This window comes from Sphingobacteriales bacterium, assembly GCA_016706405.1.
Taxonomy (GTDB): domain Bacteria; phylum Bacteroidota; class Bacteroidia; order Chitinophagales; family UBA2359; genus BJ6.
Genome location: JADJJT010000003.1, coordinates 16,088 through 41,512 on the forward strand (window position 1 = coordinate 16,088; position 25,425 = coordinate 41,512).

At 40.0% G+C, this 25,425-nt stretch carries 21 protein-coding genes; 14 read left to right on the plus strand and 7 right to left on the minus strand.

The features are described 5' to 3' along the window. Window positions 1-13 precede the first annotated feature (13 nt). A complete protein-coding gene (locus IPI59_11970) occupies window positions 14-1,072 on the minus strand; it encodes a cytochrome-c peroxidase (GenBank protein MBK7528244.1) in 1,059 nt (352 codons plus the stop codon). A 336-nt stretch (window positions 1,073-1,408) separates the two neighbouring features. Between IPI59_11970 and IPI59_11975 the strand changes: the two genes are divergently transcribed. The 8 genes from IPI59_11975 (at window position 1,409) to IPI59_12010 (ending at window position 12,559) form a co-directional block, all read left to right on the plus strand. Then, window positions 1,409-4,330: a glycosyl hydrolase gene (locus tag IPI59_11975; GenBank protein MBK7528245.1), complete on the plus strand. Its 2,922-nt coding sequence runs from the start codon at window positions 1,409-1,411 to the stop codon at window positions 4,328-4,330. A gap of 31 nt (window positions 4,331-4,361) precedes the next feature. Continuing rightward, window positions 4,362-4,799, plus strand: coding sequence for a GNAT family N-acetyltransferase (locus tag IPI59_11980; GenBank protein MBK7528246.1), 438 nt, complete (start codon window positions 4,362-4,364; stop codon window positions 4,797-4,799). A 201-nt stretch (window positions 4,800-5,000) separates the two neighbouring features. After that, window positions 5,001-5,519 carry a hypothetical protein gene (locus IPI59_11985; GenBank protein ID MBK7528247.1) on the plus strand — a complete coding sequence of 173 codons (519 nt, stop codon included), beginning with the start codon at window positions 5,001-5,003 and terminating at the stop codon, window positions 5,517-5,519. 148 nt (window positions 5,520-5,667) lie between these two features. Continuing rightward, window positions 5,668-7,011 carry a carboxypeptidase-like regulatory domain-containing protein gene (locus IPI59_11990; protein MBK7528248.1) on the plus strand — a complete coding sequence of 448 codons (1,344 nt, stop codon included), beginning with the start codon at window positions 5,668-5,670 and terminating at the stop codon, window positions 7,009-7,011. 908 nt (window positions 7,012-7,919) lie between these two features. After that, window positions 7,920-9,341: a Na+ dependent nucleoside transporter gene (locus IPI59_11995; protein MBK7528249.1), complete on the plus strand. Its 1,422-nt coding sequence runs from the start codon at window positions 7,920-7,922 to the stop codon at window positions 9,339-9,341. Between the two features lie 179 nt (window positions 9,342-9,520). Beyond that, window positions 9,521-10,810, plus strand: a complete 1,290-nt coding sequence (locus IPI59_12000; GenBank protein MBK7528250.1) for a GNAT family N-acetyltransferase — start codon at window positions 9,521-9,523, stop codon at window positions 10,808-10,810. A gap of 98 nt (window positions 10,811-10,908) precedes the next feature. Next, window positions 10,909-11,907, plus strand: a complete 999-nt coding sequence (locus IPI59_12005) for an NAD-dependent epimerase/dehydratase family protein (protein ID MBK7528251.1) — start codon at window positions 10,909-10,911, stop codon at window positions 11,905-11,907. A 37-nt stretch (window positions 11,908-11,944) separates the two neighbouring features. Then, window positions 11,945-12,559, plus strand: a complete 615-nt coding sequence (locus IPI59_12010; protein MBK7528252.1) for a YigZ family protein — start codon at window positions 11,945-11,947, stop codon at window positions 12,557-12,559. Here the strand turns inward: IPI59_12010 and IPI59_12015 are convergent. After that, on the minus strand, window positions 12,556-13,527 hold the full coding sequence (locus IPI59_12015) for an NAD-dependent epimerase/dehydratase family protein (protein MBK7528253.1): 972 nt from the start codon (window positions 13,525-13,527) through the stop codon (window positions 12,556-12,558). The genes IPI59_12010 and IPI59_12015 overlap by 4 nt on opposite strands. Before the next feature lie 316 nt (window positions 13,528-13,843). Between IPI59_12015 and IPI59_12020 the strand changes: the two genes are divergently transcribed. Genes IPI59_12020 through IPI59_12030 form a run of 3 tightly spaced genes read left to right on the plus strand, consistent with a single transcriptional unit; the run spans window position 13,844 to window position 15,961 of the window. Continuing rightward, window positions 13,844-14,185: an SCP2 sterol-binding domain-containing protein gene (locus IPI59_12020; GenBank protein MBK7528254.1), complete on the plus strand. Its 342-nt coding sequence runs from the start codon at window positions 13,844-13,846 to the stop codon at window positions 14,183-14,185. 19 nt (window positions 14,186-14,204) lie between these two features. After that, on the plus strand, window positions 14,205-15,185 hold the full coding sequence (locus tag IPI59_12025; GenBank protein MBK7528255.1) for an NAD-dependent epimerase/dehydratase family protein: 981 nt from the start codon (window positions 14,205-14,207) through the stop codon (window positions 15,183-15,185). Between the two features lie 56 nt (window positions 15,186-15,241). Next, window positions 15,242-15,961 carry an SDR family oxidoreductase gene (locus IPI59_12030; GenBank protein MBK7528256.1) on the plus strand — a complete coding sequence of 240 codons (720 nt, stop codon included), beginning with the start codon at window positions 15,242-15,244 and terminating at the stop codon, window positions 15,959-15,961. 76 nt (window positions 15,962-16,037) lie between these two features. Here the strand turns inward: IPI59_12030 and IPI59_12035 are convergent, their stop codons facing one another. The 4 genes from IPI59_12035 to yajC all read right to left on the minus strand — a co-directional run bounded on the left by IPI59_12035 (window position 16,038) and on the right by yajC (window position 20,067). Beyond that, window positions 16,038-17,516 carry a hypothetical protein gene (locus IPI59_12035; protein MBK7528257.1) on the minus strand — a complete coding sequence of 493 codons (1,479 nt, stop codon included), beginning with the start codon at window positions 17,514-17,516 and terminating at the stop codon, window positions 16,038-16,040. Window positions 17,517-17,642: 126 nt separating this feature from the next. Next, window positions 17,643-18,719, minus strand: a complete 1,077-nt coding sequence (locus IPI59_12040; GenBank protein MBK7528258.1) for a bifunctional 3-deoxy-7-phosphoheptulonate synthase/chorismate mutase type II — start codon at window positions 18,717-18,719, stop codon at window positions 17,643-17,645. Window positions 18,720-18,777: 58 nt separating this feature from the next. Continuing rightward, window positions 18,778-19,671 carry a YbbR-like domain-containing protein gene (locus tag IPI59_12045; GenBank protein MBK7528259.1) on the minus strand — a complete coding sequence of 298 codons (894 nt, stop codon included), beginning with the start codon at window positions 19,669-19,671 and terminating at the stop codon, window positions 18,778-18,780. A gap of 69 nt (window positions 19,672-19,740) precedes the next feature. Next, window positions 19,741-20,067, minus strand: coding sequence for a preprotein translocase subunit YajC (gene yajC, locus IPI59_12050; GenBank protein MBK7528260.1), 327 nt, complete (start codon window positions 20,065-20,067; stop codon window positions 19,741-19,743). Between the two features lie 146 nt (window positions 20,068-20,213). Here yajC and folK point away from each other — a divergent pair, with 146 nt between their 5' ends. Further along, complete coding sequence (folK, locus tag IPI59_12055; GenBank protein ID MBK7528261.1) at window positions 20,214-20,723, plus strand: 2-amino-4-hydroxy-6-hydroxymethyldihydropteridine diphosphokinase; 510 nt, start codon at window positions 20,214-20,216, stop codon at window positions 20,721-20,723. A gap of 64 nt (window positions 20,724-20,787) precedes the next feature. On the opposite strand, the gene IPI59_12060 is transcribed toward folK, so the two are convergent. Beyond that, complete coding sequence (locus IPI59_12060; protein ID MBK7528262.1) at window positions 20,788-21,492, minus strand: response regulator transcription factor; 705 nt, start codon at window positions 21,490-21,492, stop codon at window positions 20,788-20,790. A 246-nt stretch (window positions 21,493-21,738) separates the two neighbouring features. Here IPI59_12060 and IPI59_12065 point away from each other — a divergent pair, with 246 nt between their 5' ends. Further along, on the plus strand, window positions 21,739-24,054 hold the full coding sequence (locus IPI59_12065; protein MBK7528263.1) for a S9 family peptidase: 2,316 nt from the start codon (window positions 21,739-21,741) through the stop codon (window positions 24,052-24,054). A 27-nt stretch (window positions 24,055-24,081) separates the two neighbouring features. Continuing rightward, window positions 24,082-25,413, plus strand: coding sequence for an amino acid permease (locus IPI59_12070; protein MBK7528264.1), 1,332 nt, complete (start codon window positions 24,082-24,084; stop codon window positions 25,411-25,413). Window positions 25,414-25,425: the final 12 nt, after the last annotated feature.

A 25,425-nucleotide genomic window follows, 5' to 3' on the forward strand; every position in this document is an offset into this window, starting at 1 on the left:
CAATGCTTGGTTCTCATTCGCGGTAGGCTGCATAATTAATAAACTGAGTATCGGTAAGCGTTTGCAAAAAAGCTATCAACTGGGCTTTTTGCTGGTCGGTAATGACAAAACCCTTTAGCAAACTGCTTTTGTTTTCGTGGGGAAGTCCACCGCTTGCGTAGTGGTCAATAACCTCGTTTAGCGTTTTTATACTGCCGTTGTGCATATAGGGCGCAGTTAGGGCAATATTGCGCAGCGATGGCACTTTAAACAGGGCGCGGTCTTGTGGCAAATACGTCAAACGTGCCCGCCCCGAGTCGGCGTAGGTGATATAAAGTCCGTTGTTTTGAAAGCTATAATTGGTAAAATCGAACCCCGAATGGCATTTACTACAAGCTAATGAATCTGAAAAAAACAGATTTAACCCGGCAATAGCATCGGAGCTTAGTGCGTTAGGAATTTTTCGGTAAAAGTAATCGTCAAAAGGCGAACCGGCTGTTATAAAACTGCGCTCAAAAGCGGCTAAAGCACGAGTAATAACATAATATTCCAAGGGGCGTTGGTAGGCTTGCTGGCTTAGGTTTTGGTAGGTTGTATCGGCTATTATTCGAGGCAAGGCATCAACAATATTTAAATCAAACTCGTTATGTTCGCCAAATGGGGCTAAGGCTTGTTTTTCGATGGTTGACACGCCTCCTTCGCGCATTAGGTATGGTTGCCAGGCCACATTGCCCAAGCTTGGTGCGTTTCTTGTGCCAAGGCGGCCATAGCTGCCTTTGCTAATAGCTACCGAATCGCTAAAAGCCAGCTCGGGCAAATGGCACGAGGCACAAGCAATACTAGTATCGGCAGAGAAGCGTTTCTCGTAGAAAAACTTTTTCCCCAAGGCAATCCGGATGCTATTGGGTTGGTTGTCTTCGGGGTAGTTTATTTCCGGAAACCATGCCGGGACAACGCCGGGCTCGGCCTTGGGATAAACCCCTGTGTTTTCAATTAAAGTTTCGTGCGTACAGCCACTAACAAAACAACTATATAATAAAATACATGGCAGCCATAAGTACAAATTGCAATTATAAATTTTAGATGAAAACATAAATTTAATTTTATTTGTGTATTTGTATTTTAGGTGTGAATTTTACAACTTCTTAATTATCTCCGGATTTAGTGCTTTTCCGGATATATAATTGCCTTTTTTGTTTCTTCTTATTTGCCTGCTTTAATTTGTCTTTAACTTCATCAAAAAACCGTTGAAAATGTAAATTGAGTTTAAAAAACAACGCAATAATCGCATAAAATTAAGCCAAACCAACCAATTTTCCTACTTTACTCTTAACTCTTTTTCTTACCTTAGTGCCAAAATTTTACTTTGCCTATGTTACTGCGTTTCTATTTTTTATTATTTTGTTTTGTTTACCCTTGTTTGTTTGCTATGGCACAAAATACGCCTCCTTTTACTAAGGCTGCCTCCCGTTTATTGGGTTACGACCAACGCCTGAAACTTACTGAAAACTCGTTGTTGGGTGGACTTCATTTTAGGTCGGTTGGCCCAACAATTATGAGCGGTCGAGTAACGGCTGTTGATGTTTGCCCCAACGACCCCAGCTATTTTTTAGTAGCATACGCATCGGGCGGATTGTGGCTTACGCGCAACAATGGCGCATCGTTTGAGCCAATTTTTGACCAACAAGCTGCCATGACCATTGGAAATATAGCCGCTGTATGGACTGATACGCTGCCTACCCTTATTTGGGTTGGTACGGGCGAAAGTAATTCGAGCCGTTCGTCTTATGCAGGTACGGGCATGTATAAAACCACCGATGTCGGAAAAACATGGCAAGAAATGGGGCTGCCCGAAAGCCACCATATTGGCAAAGTGGTAATTCACCCGCAAAACACAAATATTGTTTGGGTGGCTGTTGTTGGCCATTTATACTCCGACAACGCCGAGCGAGGCGTGTTTAAAACTACCGATGGCGGTAATACATGGGTTCAGACCTTGTTTGTAAATGACAATACAGGGGCAATAGATATAGTTGTTGACCCCGCAAATTCTGATATATTGTTTGCCTCAATGTGGCAACGCGAGCGCCGCGCCTGGAATTTTGAAGGTGCGGGTGAGGGCTCGGGTATTTATAAAAGTACAGACGGCGGCGAAAACTGGGTGCTATGTTCGGGCAAAGAATCCGGATTTCCATCCGGAAAAAATACAGGCCGTATTGGTTTGGCCATTCACAAATCCGGAAAAATTTATGCCGTAATAGACAATCAAAATCTTCGTCCTGAAACACCAGATAAATCAAGCAAAAAAAATGAAGATGAATACAGCAAAAACGATTTGCGCAACTTGAACAAAACGGAGTTTTTAGCTTTGGATGAAAAAAAATTGGGCCGATTTTTAAAAAATAACGGCTTTCCGGAAAAATATGATGCCAAAACCGTTTTAAATATGGTTCGTACCGATAAAATTTTGCCCTCGGCGGTAGTGGAGTATTTAGAAAATGCAAACGACAATTTATTTGAAACCAAAATTATTGGCGCCGAGTTGTACGCCTCGAACGATGGTGGCCGCACTTGGGCTAAAACGCACGAAGACTTTTTAGATGATTTGTTTTTTACTTATGGCTATTATTTTGGGAAAGTGCGCGTTGCCGAACAAAATCCGGATAAAGTTTATTTATTAGGGGTTCCGGTATTAAAAAGTAACGACGGCGGCAAAACTTTTAAAAGCATAAATGGCGACAATGTTCATGCTGACCATCATGCACTTTGGATAAATCCAAACCGCCCCGGACATTTAATAAATGGTAATGACGGCGGCATCAATATTAGTTATGACGATGGTGAAAATTGGTTTAAATGCAATGCGCCCGCCGTTGGGCAATTTTACACCGTTAATGTTGATGATGAGAAGCCGTACAATATTTATGGTGGTTTGCAAGATAACGGCGCTTGGTTTGGCCCCTCGACCTACAAAGCTTCAAAAAATTGGCATTCCGATGGCCAATATCCTTTCAAAGAACTTTTTGGTGGCGATGGTATGCAGGTGCAAATTGACTCGCGCGATAATAAAACTGTTTATGCCGGATTTCAGTTTGGCAATTATTACCGGATGAATACGGCAACCTCGGAGGCTACAAAGCTTATTCCGCCGCACGAATTAGGCGAACGGCCGCCGCGTTACAACTGGCAAACGCCAATTTTACTGTCAAAACACAATCAAGATATTTTTTATATGGGTGGGCATAAACTATATCGCTCTATGGATAAAGGCGAAACTTTTACCCCCATTTCGGATGATTTAACGCAAGGAGGGAAAAAAGGAAATGTGCCTTATGGTACTTTAACAACCATTAGCGAAAGTCCACTTAAATTTGGATTAATTTATACCGGAAGTGACGATGGCTTAATTTATGGTACCCGTGATGGAGGTGTAACCTGGAAAAAATTAAGTGCCAAATTGCCTCAAAATTTGTGGGTTAGCCGTGTGCAGGCATCGGCGCACAACGAGGCAACCGTTTATGCCTCGTTAAATGGCTATCGGTGGGATGATTTTACTGCCTATATTTATGCCTCGAAAGATTTTGGCAAAACTTGGGAGCGCCTTGGCACCGATTTGCCAAACGAGCCTGTAAATGTTATAAAAGAAGACCCTTTTAACCCCAAAATTTTATATGTAGGTACCGACCATGGCTTGTATGTTTCGTTAAACGAAGGTAAAAACTTTATGCGCTTTGATGCAAACTTGCCACATGTAGCCGTACACGACTTGGTAGTGCAAGCCCGCGAAAAGGATTTGGTTATTGCAACACACGGACGCAGCATTTTTATTGCCCCCATTGCTCACCTGCAGCAACTTACCCCCGAAATAACTGCCCAGACCTTGCATGTTTTTGAACCCGAAGCGATTAAACACAGCAGCCGTTGGGGAAACAGTTGGAGTATGTGGTTAGAAGCATATACTCCAGAAATGGAATTTCCGGTATATATAGAGAAAGCCGATGAAATTACGATTACAGTCGAAACGATAGTACCAACTCCGGATGAAACGCAGACCAATAAACAAGACTCAATGCAAACAGTTATTATTGAAAAACCTATTGAGATCAAAAAGTTTAATGCCAAATTACTCAAAGGCCTTAATTATGTACCGTATGATTTAACCATAGACGAACCTGCGCTGCCCCAATACAAAGAATTTTTGAACCGCAAACTAAAACCAGACGAAGAGCCAGTAATTATTGAAGCGGCAACCGGAAATGGCCTATATTACCTTAAACCCGGAAAATATCTGTTGCGCATTAATGGCAATACTACTGAAAAAACAACTGAGTTTGAGGTTAAAGTCAAATAAATTAAGGTCTCTAATTTTTTAATTGATAATATTGGAAATAATCACTATTTCTTTTCGAAGCCCGCAATGGTACGAGATGGTTGCATTGCGTTATGCAGTATTGCGCAAACCTTTGGGCTTGGTTTTTACGCCCGAGCAGTTGGAGCAGGAGGCAAACCATACCCATATTGCGGCTTGGTTGCCTGAAACTGCTTATATGGCAGGCTGTTTAATATTACAACCCACAACGCCAACGGATTTAAAAATGCGACAAGTGGCAGTTCACCCAAACCATCAAAAACAAAGTATTGGAAAAAAAATGTGTGATTTTGCCGAAGTTTGGGCAATAAATCACAATTTTAAACGTTTGTACTGCCACGCGCGCGCAACCGCTGTTCCTTTTTACCAAAAAATGGGTTGGCGTATTATAGGGCAACCTTTCGAAGAAGTTTCAATTGAGCACTTTTTAATGGAAAAATGGCTTTATTGATATGTTTTTTGTAAATTTGGAACTATTTTTGCAAGTTTTTACTATTCTAATAGAACGTATTTGGGAGTGTTGCGTTACTTTTGCAATAAAATACGTCTAAATAACGCAAATAGTATTATACTATAAAAAAATAAACACAGCTTTTATATTTCCTTTTTCACCTTTTCCACTTTCACCTTCAAATCCTATTCAACAATTATTATGAATTTATTTAAAACCACTATTTACACGTTTTTATTATCATTAATTGTTTTTTCGGGCACTGTATTTGCTCAAACCCAAGAAAACAGTTCCGTTTTAGATCGTGTTAATACATACCTGAATGGCGACAGCCAACAAAACGTGTATGTAAACAAAAATTCGACCAAGCGAGTTTCTGTAACTATTGCCGACCTCAATGTAACCGATAAATTGAGTATGGCAGGTTCAAGTATTTTTAATGCTTTTAAAGGGTCAGAGAATTTGGTGGTAAACGAACTTAATTTTACCCCCGATTTTGACCAAAATTGCTTTTTCTTATCGTTTAATGTTGAAGACGACCAAGACACAAGAATTGTTATCTTAGACGTTAAAGGCTCCGAAATTCACAATGAAAATATAGCCGATTTTACCGGAACTTATGAATCTAAAATCAATTTGCCTTCAAATTCAAAAGGCACCTATTTTTTAAAAATCATTCAAGGCTTTAGTTTGTTGAATAAAAAATTAGTACTTGAATAAACTTTTGTAAAATAAATAATTACTATTTTTAGGGTGTACCACATTAAAACTGGTGCACCCTTTTTTATTGGAAAAGCTCACTATTTTGTTGGCCCGATTATTGCAGCAAGCTTTTCAAAAATTTTGCTGTTTTAAAAGATTTTTTACAATGCGTTTTTTATTAATCAAGGTTATAGGGGCAGCTATACTTTGTTTTGTAGTATTGGGTAAAATAGTAGCTCAAACTTCAACTTCGCTTCCAGAGTTTGTAATTTCGGGGGTGCTGCTTAATGCCGATACAAACGAGCCAGTGCCTTATGCCAGCGTTGGTATAGATGGAAGTTCATTGGGCACAGTTACTAATATTTATGGCGAATTTGAGTTACACCTGCCGCTTAAACACAAACAATCAAATTTGGCCATAAGTTGTATTGGCTTTTTTAAAGATTTATTTCCAATTAGCGGCTTAAACACATCCGGAGTATGCGAGATTAAATTAAAACCCCGAACTTATGAATTGAATGAGGTAACTGTTTATGCCAATTTATCTCCGGAAAAAATTGTGCAATATGCCATTGAAAGCATTCCTAAAAACTATATTGGGGCTAATTTTATTGCCGATGGTTTTTATAGGGAGTATTTTAAAGAAAATGGCAAATATGTAGCTTTTGCCGAAGCCGCAATATCTTTATACGATGGTGAAGGATATGCTTCGAAAAAAATACAAAAGGAAAAAGAGCTGGTATCCTTAGACGAATTGCGCGTTAGCGATATTTATAATAAAAGTGACTATGCGCTTTATATAGATGTAAATTATGCTTTGCGCAGTAATATTATTCGAAATGTAAATTATTGGAAGATTTTTGCCCAAAAATTTGATGTTAAAAGCGAATATGTGCGAATGGCCGGAATAACCTACGATGGAGACGATTTGGTGTATATTATTGCCTACAAAGTGATAAGTAAAAAGCGTGGAAACTATGAAGGCAAAATTTTTATCAGAAAATACGACTTTGCCGTTTTGCGCTTAGAAATTAATGCCGATAACCGGATGAAAGGCCGCGTAGTGAATGGCTCGCCTTATAAATCGCAGGCTATAATAACCTACAAAACCCACGAAGGAAAAATGTGCCTTAGCTATATACATGCAAGCCACGATGTACATTACGAAAAAAGTGGCAACAAATTTGACCTAACTTTTTACTCGGAGTTGTTTGTTAACGATATTCAAACGCGCGGTGTTGACCCTGTTACCGCAGCCGAAGCCATGAAACCAACAAGCATATTTTATCAGCCCCGCTACCGAACTTACGACCCTAATTTTTGGGAAGAGTACAATTTGTTTTTTGAGTCGCCAAATAACGAGCAAATTATTGCCGACCTTGAAGCCCGCCGACCTTTGGAAGACCAATTTAAAGTGAATGGCAAGCTAAAGTTAAAACCTACTCCCATAGTAAATTTACCTTTGCACAAAGTAGCCATGACAGAAATAACGCCCGAAACCAAACAATAGTGCTACCTTTCGGTGCCGGAGTATTTTTGGCTGATGGCTGATGGCTAATGGCTAATGGCTGATGGCTAATGGCTAATGGCTAATGGCTGATGGCTAATGGCTGATGGCTGATGGCTAATGGCTAATGGCTGATGGCTAATGGCTAATGGCTAATGGCTAATGGCTGATGGCTAATGGCTAATGGCTAATGGCTGATGGCTGATGGCTAATGGCTGATGGCTAATGGCTAATGGCTGATGGCTAATGGCTGATGGCTGATGGCTAATGGCTGATGACTAATGGCTAATGGCTAATGGCTGATGGCTGATGGCTGATGGCTGATGGCTGATGACTAATGGCTTTTGGCTAATGGCTTTTGGCTTTGGGCTAATGGCTGATGATTCATAACTCATGGCAATCGGGAGGAGGAAAAAAGTTCCGGACTGCCTTTTGTATTTGCAAAATCTGCTTTGATAATTTATTTCTTTAGGTGGTATCATTTGGTTCTTAAAAAAACTGTAATTTCGCCGTTTTTATGAAGCAAAAAAAATAGTCCAACCAATTGCAAACCATTTTAAAAGAACAATATGCATCGTTTCTACCTGTTTGTTTTTTCTTTTCTCCTATTTCATTTCTTATTTGCTGGGCATGTAGCGGCTGCAAATAACAGCACTATTGCGGGTGTTTACCAGCAAACTAACCCCAACGCAAGCTGGCGTTTTACCGAAAGCGACGCACTTGGCAACCGATTTATTTATAAGAAAGACAAACAAGTTGTTGCCGGAGAATGGAAAAAAAATGGCGATACAATTACACTAAAGTACAAAGCCACAATAGACTCGGCAATAGTTCGCACACCGGGCGATCCCTTAGCTATTGATACCGCTGCAGTTTACCAAAGTCGGTTGCCCTTGCCCACTAAACTTTTAATGACGGCATCCGGAAAAAACTTAACGCTAACTAATACAACAAACAACCAACAAAAATTTGACCTGCAATACAACGAATCCGAAGGCTTGTCTGGCCTTTTAAACAACAATATTTTGCGTGGCCTTATAGGATTGGCATTTTTAATAGGTGTTTGTTTTTTGTTGAGCAATAATCGGCGTGCTATTGACTGGAAATTAGTGGCTTCGGGCATTTTAATTCAACTTGTGTTTGCCCTTTTGGTGCTAAAAGTGCCTTCGTTTTATTTTCCTGGAACAACGGTAGATATTTCGCCCAAAGGTTTTTTTGAGTTTATTTCAAGTTTTTTTGTGGCCGTAATTAATTTTACTTCAGCAGGGGCAAGCTTTTTGTTTGGCGATTTAGTAAATAGGGTCGATAAGTTTGGTTTTATTTTTGCCTTTAAAGTATTGCCTACTGTAATATTCTTTTCCGGATTATCGTCTTTATTATACTATATAGGTGTTTTGCAAAAAATTGTATATGCCTTTGCTTGGGTTATGAGTAAAAGCATGCGCTTGTCGGGTGCCGAAAGTTTGAGTGCCGCAGCAAATATTTTTTTAGGCCAAACCGAAGCGCCTCTCTTGGTGAAGCCGTATATTGCCAAAATGAACAAATCGGAAGTTTTGTGTTTAATGGTGGGCGGTATGACTACCATTGCCGGAGGCGTGTTTGCCGCCTACGTTGGCTATTTGGGTGGAGATGACCCCGTTCAACAATTAGCTTTTGCTACCCATTTGCTTTCGGCAAGTATTATGTCGGCACCGGCAGCTATTGTAGCCAGTAAAATGCTGTTTCCACAAACAGAAAACATTGATATGAAATTAGAGGTGTCGAAAGAAAAAATTGGTGCAAACCTCTTAGATGCCATTGCCAATGGTACCACCGAAGGGCTGAAATTGGCTGTAAACGTTGGGGCAATGCTTTTAATGTTTACCGCTTTAATTGCTATGTGCAATGGTATTTTAGATTTAATTGGCCAGCCAACCGGCTTAAACAAATGGATTAATATAAGCACAGCAGGCCGTTATGCAGGGCTTACTTTGCAATACATTTTTGGTTTAATTGGCGCACCTGTTGCATGGCTTTTAGGCACACCTAACTGCGATTTAGTTGCCGTAGGCCAACTATTGGGCGAAAAAACCGTTATTAATGAGTTTGTGGCTTATGGCTCAATGGGCACCATGAAAGCTACCGGCGTTATTTTAGAAGATAAATCGCTAATAATTGCCTTGTATGCACTCTGCGGATTTTCTAATTTTGCAAGTATTGGCATTCAAATAGGCGGTATTGGTGCCTTAGCCCCCGAACAACGACCTGTTTTGGCACAGTTAGGCATTAAAGCCCTTATAGGCGGCACTATTGCCTGTTTTTTTACGGCGGTAATTGCTGCTATGATTATGTAAAGAGACGGAATTTTACTTTCTTTACTTTTAAACGGCGAACCTTATTTGTGCGTTCCATTTTTTCCGGATATTGATATAGTTTAAATGTTCTACGCAACAGACTATTATTTTTTTCGTTTATATTGAACCTTGCTATGTAATAAATGTTACACTTCACGTGTTCTATTTAAAAATTGCCTATGTTTTTTTGCACACTCGACAAAACCACTACCACCACCACCACTACTACTATCGCCGAAAAGCAAGTTGTTGCACCGGTTTTGGCCAACAATATGCCCGTACCGGTTGATTTCTTCAATAAAGTATCCTCCATTCCGCCCCAATTATGGAATGGCTTTATTAATAAACATTTACAACACCATGCCGCAAGCGTTTACCTCTCGTTGGCCTATTTACAAGCTTACGAAAACGCCCACCCAAACGTGCAAACCCATTATGCCATTTGCCACAAGGATAATAAACCATTGGCCATTGCGTGCTTTAAAGTTCATGAAATAACCCAAATTTTGCACTATTCAAATGATGAACTGCAAAAAGCTAAAAATGCCCCAATTCGCAACCGATTAATTTCATTTGTGAATAAATTATCTTTCCGGATATTAGTTGGTGGCAATTTGTATATTACCGGAGATAATGGTTTCTATGCTGCATCGTGCTTACAGCCATCCGAAATTGCCTCTATTCAAACTAAAATGGTGAACTGGATACAGGCAGAACAAAAACGTACCCGTAAGCCTATTAATTTGATTTTGTTGAAAGATGCACTCCAAAAACAACCACAGGAAGCAGCAATTTTTAAAGCATCCGGATTAAACTACGTCAAAACCCACCCAAATATGGTGCTACAGTTTAGGCAAAATTGGAAATCTTTTGATGATTATTTAGCCGCCATGTCTTCGAAATATAGGGTACGGGCAAAACGTTATTTAAAAGATGGCCAAGAACTGCATATTGCCGAACTTTCTCTAACCGACTTAGAAACCTTTAAAACCCCACTTTACCAATTATACCGCAATGTTGCCGATAAAGCCGAGCTTAATTTAGCTGTGGCTACCCCAAATTACTTGTCCGAAACTAAAAAAGCACTCGAACAACAACTGCGCGTTATAGGCTATTGGAAAAATAACAAGGAATTGGTGGGTTTCATTTCATTTTTCATTCATAATGGCCTATTAGAAGCACACATGATAGGCTACGACATTTCACATAATAAAGAAGAACACTTATACCCTTTTATTTTAACCGATTTAATTCGGGAGGCATTTAAATATGGTGCAACCTTTTTGTCGTTTGGGCGCACGGCCTCCGAAATAAAAAGTGCTGCCGGAGCGGTTCCACAAAGCATAGGCGCGTATGTTAAACATACCAATTTGTTATTAAATAAAATAGTGCCACTATTGGTCAGATGCATCCGGCAGAACGAATGGGTACAAAGGCATCCGTTTAAAAAAGAGGTGGGCAATGACTGATTGACTGTTTGATAAATTTTGATGTTTGGTTAAATACTGCTAATTATTTTTAGCCTTGACTGGATTGCAGTAGCTTTACGGCTTAAAACACAAAAATTATGAGTCAACCCCGCATACTAATACTTGGCGGCACACGTTTTGTAGGTCGAGTAATTGTTGAAACGCTTATTGAACAAGGATTTACCGATATTACCCTTTTTGTAAGAGGCGTTAGTAATCCGGATATTTTTCCGGAATTACCGCGTATAATCGGCGACCGCGAAACAGACGATATCCAAAAATTATCCGGAAAAACTTTTGATGTTGTTATCGATGTTTCGGGGTATTACCCACTATCTCTCGAAAAATTAACACATGCTTTAAAAAAGCAAATTGGCCGTTATATATATATTTCTACCGTATCGGTTTACGATATGGAAAAAACGGTGAACCAGCTTGTAACCGAAGAATCACCTGTTTTGCCTTGCACCGAAGAACAGAAACACCTTAATATAATGCAAGCTTACGGAGAGCTAAAAGCCGAATGCGAGCGTGTTTTGTTGGCATCGGGTATAAATGATGTCCTTATCTTTCGGCTGTCTTTAGTGTATGGCCGCTACGACCCGTTTGACAGATTTTATTACTGGAAATACCGGATAAAACACCGCAAAACCGAACCAATTTTACTGCCCGGTGGCGGACATTTTTATGATGCCTTTACTTACGTGGCCGATATTGGCAAAGTGGTTGCGCAAGCAATTGCCACTCCAAAACACCGGCAAATTTATAACCTTTCAACCCACGATGTTATGAGCTTTAAAGATATGCTGAACGGAGTTGCCCATGCCTGCCAAACCCAACCAAATTTTGTTGATATTCCCTACGAATGGTTACGGCAAAACGGATACGATGATAGCGATTGCCCTTTATGCGCTGACCAGTCGTATTTAATGATTACAAACAATAAATTGAGGCGCGATTTTAATCCAAATTTTACACCGTTTGTAAATTCAATTAGTGAGGCTATGCAATGGCGCGAAAACCACGGTTGGCTTTTGCCAAAAACTGGTACGAATTTTGAAAAAGAACAATCTTTTATCAACAGGTTCAGAGCTTAAATTTGTAGCCCAAACACCTATGGCAATATGAACAGGAATGAATAATAACGATGCTTACCAAACTATTGCTACGGTTGCGACGGCTGAATATCGGCAAAAAGGTAGCCGGTTTTTGGCAATAGCTTACCCAATAACTACCCCTGAGGCCGTAAAACCCATTATTGAACAATTAAAAAGTGAACACTTTAAAGCGCGGCATTGGTGTTACGCCTGGCGCTTAGGTCTCGATAAAACAAAAAATTATAGGGCTAACGATGATGGAGAACCTTCGGGAACTGCTGGCCGCCCTATTTTAGGCCAAATAGACAGTTTTAATATTACCAATGTTTTAATTGTTGTAGTGCGCTATTTTGGCGGGATAAAACTTGGCACATCCGGATTAATTACTGCCTACAAAGAAGCATCCAAAATGGCATTACAAGATGCCGATATTATAACCGAGTTGGTTCAAAACCGATATAAAATAATTTTTGGGTATTTGCAATTAGACGAGGTCATGCGGGTACTTAAAAACAGTTCGGCAAAAATAGTAGAGCAAAACTTCGACAATACGTGCCAAATTATTTTTCAGGTTCGCAGTGGCGAGGCAGCACCATTGATTGCCGCTTTGTGTAAACTTTCATCCGGAATTGCTATTGATGCGTTGCCTTAGGTTTGTTGGTTGTTTTTTTGTGTTAATAGCGGACTTAAATTGGTTAGCATATCTGCGGTCATAGATGGTAAATCGTAGTGGTGTTTCCAGCCCCAATCTTGTTGTGCGGCCATATCATCAATGCTTTGCGGCCAACTGTCGGCAATTTGCTGCCTAAAATCGGGTTGATAGTCAATTTTAAAACTATGGATATGTTCTTGTATTGAAGTAGCTATTTCGCGCGGGCAAAAACTCAGTCCGGCTAAATTATAACTCGACCGTATTTTAATATTTGATGCCGGTGCGTTCATTAATTCTAAAGTAGCACGTATGGCATCGGGCATGTAAAGCATGGGCAAATAGGTTTCGGCACTTAAAAAGCAAGTATATTTTTGCTCTGTAATAGCTTTATAGTAAATATCAACGGCATAATCAGTTGTACCGCCGCCGGGCAAAGTTTTCCAGCTAATTAATCCGGGATATCGAATACTCCTAATGTCAACTCCTTTTTTTAAATAATAATATTCAGCCCATTTTTCGCCGGCTAATTTGCTGATGCCGTAGGCTGTGTTTGGGTCGGCGTATGTATTTTGTGGGGTTAATTTTTTTGGTGTCGAGGGGCCAAAAATAGCAATTGAACTTGGCCAAAATATTTTAGCTATTTTTTTGCTTACTGCCAATTCCAATACATTAAGCAACCCATCCATGTTTAGTTTCCATGCAAATAAAGGGTTGGATTCGCCTTTAGCCGATAAAATAGCAGCTAATAAATATATTTGATTTACATTGTATTTGTCAATTATCCTGACTAAATTATGATGGTCAAGAACATCTAACTGCTCGTAGATACCTTCAAACTCCGGATTCTTGGGACCTGGGGCTATATCGCTGGCTATTACTTGGTTAAGGCCGTATTGGTTTTGCAAAGCTTGCGTTAGTTCTAAACCAATTTGCCCCATTGCCCCAATAACTAAAATACAATCTCTCATAATGATTTGGTTATATTGTGTTTGGCGTAATTATAAAGTCTATCTGCCGCTCAATAAATGAAATTAGCAGCTTACAATGTGGCAAATTTACGCAAAATTTGTAAACATCGTTTAAGTTTTAATCTCGTCAACCTTTGTGAATTAAATAATTCGGGCAAAACTAATACTTTCTCTTCAAGATTTTGCAATTTTAATTCTTAATACAATATTCTTTGTAACTAAAAGTAAAATAATTCACTAAATTCTTAAATACTGTGTTTATATTTTGCCCGTTTATCCGTATTTTTACGGCATAATTTTAAATACCCGACGAGTTATGACTGATCAAATACAAACTGCCCGTGCCATAATTTTATCGCTACCCGAAAGATATCGCCCCGAAAAAGCGCCATCTGCCGATTATATTGCTACGGTTCATTTTGATATTAGTGGCCCCAATGGCGGGCAATATACCGCCGAAATTGCTAATGGCCAATGTGCGGTAACAACTGGCCACAAAGGAAATGCCGACTGCACCGTTACGGCAAGCGATTTAAACTATGAAAACTTAGAGTTAGGTCGCGACAACCCCATGATGTCTGTTATGATGGGTAAAGTTCGTGTAAGCAATATGGCGTTTATGATGACATTTACCAGATTGTTTAAACGTTTATTTTAAATTTAAAAGAAATTATTGCGTGCATCAACAACCGTGGGTATCTAATAAAATTTTAGCGAAAGCTAAGGTGCTCGTTACGGGAGGGGCGGGTTTTATTGGCTCGCATATTGCCCAATATTTGCTTAACCACGGGGCTGCCATGGTGCGCGTATTAGATAATATGAGCAATGGCCGCCTTGAAAACATTGCTATTTTAAAGCAGTATCCTAATTTTGAGTTTATTGAAGGCGATGTACGCAACATGGAAACTTGCCAGTTAGTAGCATCCGGAATTACCCATATAACGCACCAGGCCGCCCTTGGCTCTGTACCTCGTTCCATTGCCAATCCCACCGACTCCGTTTCAACAAATGTTACCGGTACGGTTAATATTTTGCAGGCCGCCGTTCTAAATAATATCCGGCGGGTAGTGTTTGCCTCTTCCTCATCGGTTTATGGTGATGATGACCATTTACCCAAAATTGAAAATATTATTGGCAAACCTTTGTCGCCTTATGCAGCTTCAAAGGCCGGAGCGGAGGAGTTTGCCGCCGTTTTCGCTAAAATCCACCCCGGCTTACAAACCATTGGTCTGCGCTATTTTAACGTCTTTGGCCCACGGCAAAGTCCTAACGGCGACTATGCAGCTGTAATTCCAAAATTTATTGCAGCTATGTTGCGTGGCGAAACAGTAACCATTTACGGCGACGGCTCGTATAGCCGCGATTTTACCTATGTCGAAAACGCAGTGCAAGGAAATATTAGGGCTTTGTTTACAAATAATGAAAATGCGTACAACCAAATATTTAATGTTGCGGCGGGGGGCAGGTTTAGCCTTATTGAGTTGCACAGAGCTTTGCAGCAGCTAACAAAAAATCCTAAACCACCCGAATTTGCTAAAAACCGCCCCGGTGATGTGCCCCATTCGATGGCCAATATTGAAAAAGCAAAATTATTGCTTGATTTTAATCCCGAAGTGCATTTTTACGAAGGCTTACAAAAAACGGTTGCCTCATTCTGATTAAAAGATGTTTGTAATTTTAACCATTAAAAACACCAAACTAATAACTTTTTTTAATGACCAATATGCCAAAATATGCTGTTGTTACCGGAGGAACGCGAGGTATAGGCTATGCCATTGCCAATTTACTTTTGAAGAATGGATATGATGTATTGTTGGGTGGGCAAAATCAATTGCGTTTAGACAAAGCAATGTTGGCGTTATCAAAAATTTATCCGGATAGAAAAGTACATGGCTGTGTAGGAAATTTTTTAATTCCGGATGAAATAACAAATTTTAGCAAGGCATCTTTGGCACTTTTCCCTAAAATAGATGTGCTGGTTAATAATGCCGGCATTTTTGAAGCCGATTCTTCGCAGCCTAATAATTTTTTAGATTTGGCGAAGCGACTAATGGAAATTAACAACTGGAGCGTAGTAGCGCTAACAGAAACTTTATTGCCGCAGTTTATAGCGCAGCAATCCGGACATATTATAAACATCGAGTCTATAGCATCAACCAACGTATTGCCCAATTCGGTAGCGTATTGCATTAGCAAACATGCCTTACATGCCTACACCAAGGGTTTGCGTTCACAATTAGCAGCGCATCAAATTAAAGTAACCGCCATATTGCCCGGCGCTACCTACACCGACTCGTGGGCAGGTACCGATGTAAACCCCAACAGGTTTATGCACCCTAACGATATAGCTTTGGCGGTAATGGGCTGTTTAAATATGTCGGCAATGGCGTGCCCCGAAACCATTGTGCTAAGGCCACAATTAGGTGATTTATAAAATTTGTTGGCTTTTTCTTTTCCTTGCTTTGGTCTCAGTTTACTATTTACTGCCTTAAATAGCAATAAAATTATAATTAATATTTGCTAACCCAAGCTTTTGGCTCAATTTTAGCCCTTGCAATATCGTAGGCATTGCGAGCATCGGTTTCGTTAGCGCCATAAGCAGCAACTCTGTAGTTTCCATTCTTTAGGGCTATTACTTTGCCATCTAAACCAAGCGATTTGGCTTTGTTAGCAACAAGGTCGGCGCCCGATTTTTGGGTAAAGCCACCTAATACCACATAATAACCTTTGGCCACAGAAGAAGGCTGAGCGAAATCGGCAGCCGAAGCGGTTTTTACTGTTATGCCGCGCAAATTGGCCGTTGTGCCAGTGCGGCTTTTGGTTGTTGTTCCCGTATTAGTTTTTGGGTTTGAGGTGGTAGCGGGTGACGTATTGGTTTTACCCGAAGTAGTGGCATTACTGCTGCCATCGGTATTGGCAGTAGTAGAACCAGTACGTCCGGTTATGGGTGCATTATTAGCTGGTGTTGTTGTAGTGGCAGTATTATTGCTATTGCCCGAAGCTGTTTCGGGCGAGGTGTTTGACCGAGGTGTAGTGCCATCATTTGTTTTAACCTCGGTGGCATTATTAGGTGTTCCTTGGGCAATGGGTTGAGCATCCTCGGCTGAACCGGAGCCGGCAGTATTTTCGGGCGATGTGGTAGCACGTGTTGTGCTGTTGGTGTCATTTAAATTTACGCCCGAACTTTGGTTGGCAGCGATATTAGGGTCTTCTAATTTTTTGCTGCCGCCGCCAAAAAAACCTTTCCCTAATTGAACAAAAATTAATGCAACCAAAGCTAACCCCAAGATGCTAGCAACAATTTTAAGCAAAGTATAGTCGCTTTTATCGCTGTTAGTTGGCGAGGCCGTTTCGTCCTTTTGTTGTTCCGGAGTAGAATTTTGTTGCTGTTGGGCTTTTTCGGCCAATACGTCGCTTAGTTGCCGTTTAACAACAGGCTCTTCGGTTTCTGTAGTTGTTACAAGGGGTGTTAAAACGGTAGTTGCATCGCTGTCAAGTTCAGATGTAGTACTACGGGGCTGGGGTAGGGGAGGAGGGCTGTCTGTGGTGGCGGGTGGTATAACTTGGGCAGTTTCAAGTGGCAAATCTACGGGGGTTAGGCCAAAATCGGTTAAGGAAACAGAATTGGCTGCTAAGGGTGCAAATTCAATGCCGGTGGTATCTAAATACAACTCGCCCAAATCGGCTATTTGTAAGCTTTCACCTCGGCTTAATTTGCGTTGTGTTTCCTGTACATACGCTTCAATCGCTTCGGTAACAGTAAAATTGGGTAAGTTTTCGCTACGCGCTATATAATCGGCCATCATGCCGTCGTCTAATTTAAGGGCATCGTTAAATTCGATAATTCGGAGCGGCGGGGCTACCTGTCCGTTTTCAATTTTCGAAGGGGTAATGCTTGTAGAAAATGTCCCTAATCCGGGAACGGTTACCGAATTATACTCTTGCAAAAGTTTAGCGATATAAATAGGGATTTTTGATTCGATACTCATAATTGTATGTTTTTTGTTGGGGCAATATTAGCAATAAAATTTGAATTATATATCCAAAAAAACCTTGACTAAGTGATTTTTTTTTAAATACACATTTTTTCCGGATGATTTTGGGTGAAACGAGGCTTAGTCGTTCATAATTTTTGTTTGTTGCCTTATTGATTCGTTGTGAATTGCGTTGCATATTGAAATCATAAACGCATCGCTTAAATGGTTTTCGGCTGCTAATTTTGTTCTTGAATTAAGTATATATTGCCATCGTTCGGCATCTAAAATTTGAAGTTTGTGTATTTTTTTTAACTTGCCAATTTCGCGAACAATTTCCATCCGTCTGGCTAATGTTTCAACTAAGTTTTTGTCTAATTGGTCAATTTCTTGTCTAAAATCAGTTAACTGGGTTTGGTGGTTGGGATTTGCGCTCGAGGCAGGACTGCGTTGTACTAATCCGGCAATCAGTTGAGTTAAAGCATCCGGAGTAAGTTGTTGCTGTGCATCGCTAAGTGCTTTTGCCGGATTTGTATGTGCTTCTAACATTAGCCCGTTATAGCCCAAATCCAATGCTTTTTGGGCAACTTCGGCCAAATTTTGACGATTACCACAAATATGGCTGGGGTCGCATATTAAGGGCAAGCTTGGCCATGCCTGGCGCAGGGCTATGGGCAATTCCCAAAGTGGTTTATTTCGGTATTTGCTTTCACCGTAGTACGAGAAGCCCCTGTGAATAGCAGCTATCCGGAAGATGCCCGCTTGGTGAAGACGTTCGATAGCGCCCATCCAAAGTGCTAAATCCGGATTTACAGGGTTTTTTACTAATATTGGAATATCAACCCCTTGCAATGCATCGGCAATATCTTGCACAGCAAAGGGGTTTACTGTTGTTCGTGCGCCAATCCAAAGTACATCAATATTGGCCATCAGTGCTTCGTAAACATGTTTTGCGTTGGCAACTTCGGTGGTAACGGGGCGGTTAATGGCAAGTCCGGCTTGTTTAAGCCAGGCTAAGCCAATATTTCCTACACCTTCGAATGAGTTTGGTCGGGTACGAGGTTTCCAAATGCCCCCTCGCACTAATTGAACGCCGCTTGGTGGTAGGTTTAAAATGGTATCAAATACTTGTATTTCGTTTTCAATACTGCAAGGGCCGGCAATTAAAAATGGTTCGCTAAACCCCATGCCCCATTGTGTAAGGCTTAAAAAATTCATAATGTGGTTTGGGTAAGTCCAAATTAAAACAATTCAACAAAAATAGGCATCAAAGCGTTCATTCTAACACAATCATTTCGGCGTAATTTGGCGAAGCCTGCGATATAGTTATATTAGGGTTCAGCGAGTTTACTTCAATTGCAGCGGTTTGGGTTGCGCTGCCCGTATTAATTTTTTTATAATCGACTGTGGCGGCAAAAAATGAGGTATCAATACTTTTTAGCATATCGGTTGGTGCCTGAAAACGGACGGCTACCGTTTCGGGATACAAAAAAACCTGTCCTTTTTTTGGGGGCGAGAGCAGCCTTATTTTTAGTTTAATTTCTTTTTCAACGTATTCTTTGATTATTAATTCGTAATTTATACTTTTCGGCAAAATTTCTATAACATCAAAGGGGGGGCTAATCAAAGGAACTGTTTCGCTAAAACTGCTATTTAACTGCGATAGAATGATGTTTTCGCTTGGCCACGAACTTAGGGTGTCAACATAGCTGGCTGGGCCTGAAACCAAAACACTATCCGGATTTATTTTGATTTGTGCCAGTTTAAAACTTCTTGCGGTACTTATTTGATTTCGCAGGGAAACAGGCAATTTCCGGACGCTTTTGTTTTCAAAACTTAATTTAACCAAAACGGGGTATAAACTTTCTATTTGAAAATTTGGGTATTGCCGGGCTAATTTACCTTTGTATGCTTCAAAATTTAAAGTCGTATTAAATTCATATTGACTACAGTCTATAACAAATGGAGTTTTAGGTAGGTTTCGGAAAGCCAAAATATCGCTTCCTTTGCCACGTATGTATAGTAAAATTGAAGAAGGAAATGGGTTTGCTGGTACTTTGTTGTTTGGTATATTGCTGTATTCAATGGGAATGGCAATTTCGGTGTTATACATTTTTGACATGGCTTGGGCAAACCATGCAAAACTGGCTAACAAAATAAAAAACAACAAAATAAAAGTATTTTGTTGCCAAAATATGCTTTTTAAACGCGCTAATCGCATATTGCTTGCAAAAAAGCGTTATGCCTGGGTTTCGTCGGCCTCGGTTGAAGCCGATTTTGACCATTCGGAGGAAACGCTGCTTTTTTCAATTTTTAATTTTGTGCCGGTATCAACTTCTATTAAAAATGTCCGGTTATTAACTTTTAAAATTTTGCCGTAAATGCCTCCGGTTGTAACAATTTTATCGCCTTTTTGCAACTGACCAATATAGTTTTGTTGTTCTTTTGCTCGTTTAACTTGGGGGCGTATTATTAAAAAATACATAATGGCAAACATGCCCAACATAAGTAAAATAGTGCCATATTCACTTGGTATGCCTTGCCATAAAAATAGGATTTGATTCATATAAATAAATTCGTATATTGTTTATATTTTATTAGGTGTAATTATTTTATATCATATTGGTTATAGGTACTGCAAAAGTACTGTTTTTTTACAAAAGAACAGTATAAACTTAAAACCGAGTTTGTAATTTTACCCTTTTTTTGCAGATGCGTAAATTTGAGGATATACCAGTTTTAGTCGAAACGATATTGCTTTTGGGAAGTAATATGGGTAACCGGATACTGTATTTGAAGCAAGCTAAATTGAATTTATCTATCAATGCCGGAATAGTAAAGGCCGAGTCGGCTTATTACAAAACAGCGCCGTGGGGTGGGGTAAAACAGCCCGACTTTCTAAATCAGGCAATTGTTTTGGCAACCAATTTACCGCCGCTTGAATTGCTAACCGTTTGCAAAAATATAGAGCAGTTATTAGGCCGGAAGCGCACACAAAAATGGGGGCAGCGCATCATTGATATTGATATTTTATTATATGGCGATTTAATCTTTTCGCATCCGGACTTAATGATACCGCACCCAGAATTGCCAAACCGGCGTTTTGCCTTAGAACCGGTAGCAGAAATTCGACCGAATTTAATGCATCCGCAGTTAAATCAAACAGTTCTAAATTTATTGGAATTATGTCCTGATTCGCTTATGGTAGAACAACTTAAATAATTGATATACAAGCTATTATTTGAAGATTATTAAAGTTTTTATTAAGCCGCTTCATCCCAAGTTATTACTCGTTTTCGGTAAATTTATAGCCTACGCCCCGAATTGAGTAAAAATAGATAGGTTCGGCGGGATTTGGTTCAAAATATTTGCGAAAATTTAAAATAAAATTGTCAATTGTGCGGGTAACCGGATAAACATCGTACCCCCATACCGTTTGCAAAATTTGGGTTCTCGATATAACTTGATTTTTTCGCTCGATAAATAATTTCAACAGCATTACTTCTTTTTGGGTTAAGTCAATGGTTCCCATATTGCAGCTGGCCTGGTAGGTTTTAAAATTAATGGTATTACCTCCAAACGAATAAGTATTTAAGATGGCTGTAGCCGCCGCCCCTTGGTCGGTTGGGCTTGGTGTTGCCAAATTGCCAATCCGCAATAATAACTCTTCGGAGTTGTAGGGTTTGGTTACATAATCTTTTGCACCTAACCGCAGCCCTTCTATTTTGTCGCGCGTTGAGTCTTTGGCGGTTAAAAACAGTATTTTTTGCTCGGGATTTTCGAGGCGTATTTTTTCGCAAACTTGGTGCCCATCTATTTCGGGCATCATAATATCAAGAATCACCAAGTCAAATCGCTGCTCTTCATATAATTTCAAGGCAGCCAATCCGTTTTTAGCTGTTACTACTTCGTAGCCTTTAGCGCTTAAAGCTTCAAATAAGTGGTTTAACAACTTTTCTTCGTCGTCAACTAATAAAATACGATTACTCATACAAATTAAAACTTTTTCCTCAAACAAAATGCAAATTTGGCAAAAATCTGTGTATTTGTATGCGAACTGCAAAATCAATTTCATTTTAATGTCGTAATTAGATGTATTTTAGCTAAATCGCAAGTTTTTTAGGTGCTGTTAAAATTTTATTGAATACTTTTTGTAATATAATTATATTAGTAAAACGCTTGTATAATATAAATGGTACTGCCATAACTGTCTATCATCTTTATTATTTTTCTACCTTTGCCCAGCAATTTAAGCCTTAATATTAACTATCAACCAAGCCAAATGATAAATTTGCGCATCTCAAAAACCTTGGCTTTAATGAGCTTTGGTTTTTTTATGCTAATTTTTTTTATTGCCTGCAAATCGGGCAAAAAACTTACTGCCACAAAAAACAAGCTAAATACACAAGTGCAAACCCTGCCGGCTAATACTTCCGGACTGATTATTACAGCGCAAAAAATGAATCCCATTTTAACTTATCCATCCACCAAACGCGACTCGGTTACCGACAATTATCACGGCACTTTTGTTGCCGACCCCTATCGCTGGCTTGAAGATGAAAATAGCCCCGAAACCAATGATTGGATTGCGGCTCAAAACAAAAACACCGACCAGTATTTCGCACAAGTTCCGTTTTACAAATCCTTGGAAATGCGCTTGGAAAAACTACTCTTTTATCCTTCAAAAGGGGTGCCTTTTATTAAGGGCGATTATTTATACCAGTATCGCAACGACGGCGTGCAGCCTTTTTCGATATTATACCGGCAGCCACTAAAATCCGGATTAAATTCAAATGATACCACCAGCGAAGTTTTTTTAGACCCCAACACTTTTCCGCCAACGGTAGCACTTGGGTTTGTCAATTTTTCGCATCATTTAAAATATGCTGTTTACAGCACTTCAAAAGGAGGGTCAGATTGGCAAAATTTTAAGATAATAGACGTTGCTACAAAACAACCATTTCCAGAAGAGCTTACCAATATTAAATTTTCGGGGGCAAGCTGGTTGGGCAATGGCTTTTTTTATACCCGCTACGATGCCCCAAGTGATGGCAAAGAATTGTCGGCTGCCAACACTTCTCCAAAAATTTACTACCATACGATAGGCACACCGCAAACCGCCGATAAATTAGTTTACGAAGACGCCAGCACAGCCCAACGCAGTTTTAATATATCGGTAACTGATGACGAACAATTTTTATTGCTTTCGGTTTGGGAAGGTGCCAGCAATGCGCAGTCAGTCTCTTATTTACCTGTTTCCGGATGGCACAAGGGCGATAAGTTTAAGCCCTTATTGCCAAAAAATGAAAACTCAAATTGGGTTATTGACCATATTGACGGTAAATTTTTAGTGTTTACCAATAAAAATGCACCCCGAAACCGAATTGTTTGGATTGACCCAAAAAATCCAGAGGAAAAATATTGGCAAGAAGTTGTAAAAGAGCATCCCGAAGCAGTTTTAGATGGCGCTTCAATGGCCGACGGTAACCGGTTGATATTACAGTATTTACACAATATAAGTGCAAAAATTCGGGTTTGTAATTTGAAAGGCGAAATTTTAACCGATATTCCTTTGCCCGCTGCCGGAATTGTTGGAGGTTTAAGTACGCATAAAAAACATCCGGATATTTATTTTTCATTTGAGTCGTTTGCTATATCTCCCACCATTTTTTATTACAATTTAAATCAAGGCAAACTTACCGAATATTTCAGACCTCAAATTGATTTTGAAATAAGTAAATACGAAACTAAACAGGTGTTTTTTTCATCAAAAGATGGCACAAAAATACCTATGTTTATTACCGCACTCAAAGGAACAGCCCTTGACGGCCAAAACCCTACCTTATTATATGGTTACGGCGGTTTTAATATTGCCCGCACACCCGAATTTAGGGCCGAAATGATTCCGTTTTTAGAAAATGGCGGTGTTTATGCCGTTGTAAACCTGCGCGGGGGTAGCGAATTTGGCGAAGACTGGCATAAGGCTGGCATGTTAGAGAAAAAACAAAATGTATTTGACGATTGTATTGCTGCAGCCGAGTATTTAATGGCACAAAAATACACCAATCCGGAAAAATTGGCGCTTACAGGCCGCTCGAACGGAGGTTTATTAGTAGGAGCGGTTATTAATCAACGCCACGATTTGTTTAGGGCGGCGCTTCCGGTAGTTGGTGTAATGGATATGCTGCGGTTTCAACGATTTACCATTGGCTGGGCTTGGGTTAGCGAGTACGGCAGCAGCGAAAATGCCGAACATTTTAATTTTATTTACCCTTACTCGCCCTTGCACAATATTAAACCCAATACCAAATACCCCTCTATTTATTGCCTTACCGCCGACCACGATGACCGTGTTGTACCGGCACACTCGTACAAATACATGGCTCAAATGCAGTACGCTAACCCCCAGGCACCCGCGCAAAACCGACCCGCCTTGCTGCGCGTTGAGCGAAACGCCGGCCACTCGGCAGGCAAAACACGGCAACAGGTAGTAACTGACTGGCGCGACAGATTAGCTTTTATTATGCGCGAATTAGGAATGGATGGCAAATAGTTAGCGTAAAATATTTGTTGATTTTACATGAAAAATACCTATAAAATTGGCTGGCTTACTGCTGCGTCGTTGGTTATATCTAACATGATTGGAACGGGTGTGTTTACCAGTTTAGGCTACCAGCTTTTAACCGTCAACAACAGTTTTAGCATTATTGCATTATGGCTGGCGGGCGGCATGTTGGCTTTAACGGGTGCATTTACTTTTGCCGAGTTAGCCACTCATTACAAAAAATCAGGCGGCGAGTATGTTTATATTTCCAAAGCAATACACCCTTTGTTGGGCTATTTGTCGGCGTGGTCGTCATTAATTATAGGTTTTTCAGCGCCGGTGGCTATAGCGGCTATTGCAATGGAGGCCTATTTAAAGCCTTTTGCTGCCAATAATAATGATGCAGCCATTTGGTTTAGGGCTTTAAGCGTAGCTTTAATTATTGGTATTTGCGCAGCTCACTCGTTTACTGTAAAACAAAGCAGTAAAATACAAAATATTGCAACCGCTTTTAAAATATTCTTTGTTTTAGCCGTTATTGCCTTAGGAATATGGTTGCCCACTCCAAATAACAACTCGTTGTTTTGGGGCGGCAACGTATTTAAAGAAGTTTTTTCATCCGGATTTGCCGTTTCGCTTTTATATGTTACCTACGCCTATACCGGATGGAACGCCGCCACCTATATCGTTGAAGAAATTGAAAATCCACGCCTAAATTTGCCCAAAGCCTTAATTGCCGGAACCCTGTTTGTAACCATTACCTATATTGCCATTCAATTGGTATTGCTTAAATTAGCACCCCCGCAAACCTTAAAAGGTAACGCCGAGGTAGCCATTATTGCTTTTGAGGCTGCAAAAGGGGCAGGCTTTGTCAAATGGATAAGTTTGGGCATTGCCGTACAGCTAATAGCCACCATGAGTTCGTGTATATGGGTAGGCTCGCGGGTAACCTATAGCATGTCCAAAGATTATACGCTGTGGAAACCTATTAATCGCGCCAATGCACAACAAATTCCGGTAGTAGCCATTTGGTTACACGGATTTATTGCCTTAATTATGCTATTCTCAGGCAAATTAGAGGAGATAATGTTGTACAGCTCGTTTGTTATGCAATTAATGAGCGTGGTGGCAATTATATCGTTCTTTTTTACCAAACCAATTCCGGATAGTTTTAAAAGTCCGCTTCGCCCATGGCTTCAAATTTTTTATATCTTGTTAAATATTTGTATTTTGCTTTTTGTACTTATTGACAAGCCCAAACAGAGTTTAATGGGTTTAAGTATATTGGTATTAGGTGTTGCCAGTTTTTACCTGAGCAAATTTTTAAGCACCCGAAAAAAAAACAGTTTTACAAATGAAAATTTCTAATTTTACAAGCTA

Bases quoted from the DNA above. Each gene is read 5' to 3' on its own strand.
- IPI59_11970 (MBK7528244.1), bottom strand. From the start codon at position 1,072: ATGTTTTCATCTAAAATTTATAATTGCAATTTGTACTTATGGCTGCCA.
- IPI59_11975 (MBK7528245.1), top strand. From the start codon at position 1,409: ATGGCACAAAATACGCCTCCTTTTACTAAGGCTGCCTCCCGTTTATTG.
- IPI59_11985 (MBK7528247.1), top strand. From the start codon at position 5,001: ATGAATTTATTTAAAACCACTATTTACACGTTTTTATTATCATTAATT.
- IPI59_11990 (MBK7528248.1), top strand. From the start codon at position 5,668: ATGCGTTTTTTATTAATCAAGGTTATAGGGGCAGCTATACTTTGTTTT.
- IPI59_11995 (MBK7528249.1), top strand. From the start codon at position 7,920: ATGACGGCATCCGGAAAAAACTTAACGCTAACTAATACAACAAACAAC.
- IPI59_12000 (MBK7528250.1), top strand. From the start codon at position 9,521: ATGTTTTTTTGCACACTCGACAAAACCACTACCACCACCACCACTACT.
- IPI59_12005 (MBK7528251.1), top strand. From the start codon at position 10,909: ATGAGTCAACCCCGCATACTAATACTTGGCGGCACACGTTTTGTAGGT.
- IPI59_12010 (MBK7528252.1), top strand. From the start codon at position 11,945: ATGAATAATAACGATGCTTACCAAACTATTGCTACGGTTGCGACGGCT.
- IPI59_12015 (MBK7528253.1), bottom strand. From the start codon at position 13,527: ATGAGAGATTGTATTTTAGTTATTGGGGCAATGGGGCAAATTGGTTTA.
- IPI59_12020 (MBK7528254.1), top strand. From the start codon at position 13,844: ATGACTGATCAAATACAAACTGCCCGTGCCATAATTTTATCGCTACCC.
- IPI59_12030 (MBK7528256.1), top strand. From the start codon at position 15,242: ATGACCAATATGCCAAAATATGCTGTTGTTACCGGAGGAACGCGAGGT.
- IPI59_12035 (MBK7528257.1), bottom strand. From the start codon at position 17,516: ATGAGTATCGAATCAAAAATCCCTATTTATATCGCTAAACTTTTGCAA.
- IPI59_12040 (MBK7528258.1), bottom strand. From the start codon at position 18,719: ATGAATTTTTTAAGCCTTACACAATGGGGCATGGGGTTTAGCGAACCA.
- yajC (MBK7528260.1), bottom strand. From the start codon at position 20,067: ATGAATCAAATCCTATTTTTATGGCAAGGCATACCAAGTGAATATGGC.
- folK (MBK7528261.1), top strand. From the start codon at position 20,214: ATGCGTAAATTTGAGGATATACCAGTTTTAGTCGAAACGATATTGCTT.
- IPI59_12060 (MBK7528262.1), bottom strand. From the start codon at position 21,492: ATGAGTAATCGTATTTTATTAGTTGACGACGAAGAAAAGTTGTTAAAC.
- IPI59_12070 (MBK7528264.1), top strand. From the start codon at position 24,082: ATGAAAAATACCTATAAAATTGGCTGGCTTACTGCTGCGTCGTTGGTT.